We start from the raw sequence: 2,229 nt of genomic DNA, 5'->3' as shown, positions 1-2,229 counted from the left end.
GCGTCGAACCGCCAGCGCTCGGCGCCGCTCTGCACGTCGAGGGCGAAGACCCTGGAACCCGCGCAGACGTAGACCGTGCCGTCCTCGGCTGCGGTGAGCCGGACGGGTACCCCGCCGGTGACCGAGGCGTCCCCGACCGGGTACGACCACAACTCGGCGCCCGTGCGCGCCTCCAGGGCGTGCAGGCGGCCTTCGCCCCAGACGTAGACGCGGCCGTCCGCGATCACGGGACCGCCCTCGCGGGTCTCGAAGTCGGCCTGCATGCCGCCGACTTCCCAGAGACGCTCGCCGCTCGCTGCCTCCCACGCCTGCACGCCGCCGCCGCGGGTACCGACGACGACGGTGCCGCGGTCCACGGCCAGCGAGTAGACCCAGCCGTCGGTGCCGAGGCGCCAGCGTTCGGTGCCGTCCCTCGCGTCGAGCGCGTAGAGGCTGGGGCCGTCGGAGGCGTGGACCCTGCCGCCGGAGACCGCCATCGACCAGGCGACCTCCCGCGTCTTGAACTGCCGCCTGCCGCTTGCCACATCGAGCGCGTGCACCTCGAACGACGTGACGTAGAGCAGGTCGTCGGCGACGAACGGGGTGCCCCAGACGTCGTTGGACATCCGGAACCGCCACGGCCGCCACCGCGCCGCCGCCTCCGGCGGGGCGCTCGGCTCCGGCGCGGAAGCCTGCGGCGGGGAGGGCGCCTGGGCACCGTTCGGAGGGCGCACCCAGCCGGTGCCGGGGCCTGCGTCCGGTTCGCGGGGCGGCTCGTCCGTGCGGCGCGGGCCGGGGCCGATCGGCACCTGGGCGCCCGGGAGCACGACGGAGCCGCCGTCCGCCGGGACGTGCAGGCCCGAGGGTGCCGGGGCGGCGTGCGCACCCTGCTGCGGCGCGACGGCGCTCTGCTGCGGGCCGCGGGCGCCGACCGCGGGCGGCCCGGCGGATACGGGCGGGTACGCCGCATGCCTACCGGGCTGCGCGGAGCGGCTCGGCTCGGGCGCCTGGCCGTGGCTCATGGGCGGGGCCTGCTGCCCGGGCACGGGCGCTCCCGCCGCGTGCCCGCCGGACGGCTCCGCACGCGGCACCCTGGGACGGACGCCTCGCCGCTCCTCGATCAACTCGACGGCCTTCGCCGGCAGCCACGCCGAAACCGTTCCGCTGTCGTCCTTGCCGCTGAAGAGGTGCGGGGCGAGCTGCGCCTGGAGGTCGGCAGGCGTGGGCCTCTCCTCCGCGTTCATGCGCATGCACGACTCGATCAGCGGGCGCAACTCCTCGGGGAGGCCCTCCAGATCCGGGCCTTCACGCAGGAGCATGAAGACCGTCTCCACCGGGTTGACGCCGTGGAAGGGCGCGTGGCCCGTCGCGGCGAAGACCAGCGTGGAGGCGAGCGAGAAGACGTCGCTGGCGCCCGTGACGCTGCGCGAGTCGCGAGCCTGCTCGGGGGACATGTAGGCGGGGGTGCCGACGGCCACGTTGGTCATCGTCAGGCGCGTGTTGGAGACGCCCGAGGCGATACCGAAGTCGATCACCCGCGGGCCGTCCTCCACGACCAGCACGTTCGACGGCTTCAGGTCCCGGTGGACCAGCCCTGCCCCGTGGATCGACTGGAGCGCCTCGGCGACGCCCGCCGCGAGCCAGCGGACGGCCTGGACCGGAAGCGGTCCGCATTCGGTGACTATCTCCTCGAGCGAGGGAGACGGCACGAAAGCGGTGGCGAGCCACGGCACCGCGGCGCGCGGATCGGCGTCCACGACAGCGGCCGTGTAGAACCCGCTGACCGCCCGCGCGGCCTCCACCTCGCGGGTGAAGCGGACGCGGAAGAGCTGGTCCTCGGCGAGTTCGGTCCGCACCGTCTTGATTGCCACGCGTCTGCCGGAGGCGGATCGGGCGAGGTACACCAGCCCCATGCCTCCGGCGCCGAGACGGCCGAGCACCTCGAACTGGCCGATCCGCCGCGGATCGTGCTGCGTCAGTTGCTCCACCACTCGCCTGCCACCTCCCCGTGGGGGCTCGTCGTCGTCCGCCCCGTGCAGCTTCTCACCGCTGCGAGGGGCCGGGGGCCCGGAGGCCGATTCTTCCTGTCGAGGGCGCCGGTCGCGAACCCGGGGGCATCGCAGACCCTCCGATCCCGACAGGCGAACCGCATATTACGGGTCCGTGCTGACATTCCTCCTCCGACGGTGAGCTACCCTCCGCGCCGGCGCACCCGAGGCGCGCCTGCACGCGGTGTCCGGCGTGTTGTGC

At 74.4% G+C, this 2,229-nt stretch carries 1 protein-coding gene; it reads right to left on the bottom strand.

Annotation, left to right across the window (positions count from 1 at the left end):
* Positions 1 to 1,970, bottom strand: a 1,970-nt coding sequence (locus UWG_RS0107440) for a protein kinase domain-containing protein (RefSeq protein ID WP_016906574.1), incomplete at its 3' end; no start/stop codon positions are given.
* Positions 1,971 to 2,229: the final 259 nt, after the last annotated feature.

The sequence above is a fragment of the Streptomyces xiaopingdaonensis genome (genome assembly GCF_000262345.1).
GTDB lineage: Bacteria > Actinomycetota > Actinomycetes > Streptomycetales > Streptomycetaceae > Streptomyces > Streptomyces xiaopingdaonensis.
This window is presented reverse-complemented; position numbering and strand designations above follow the sequence as displayed.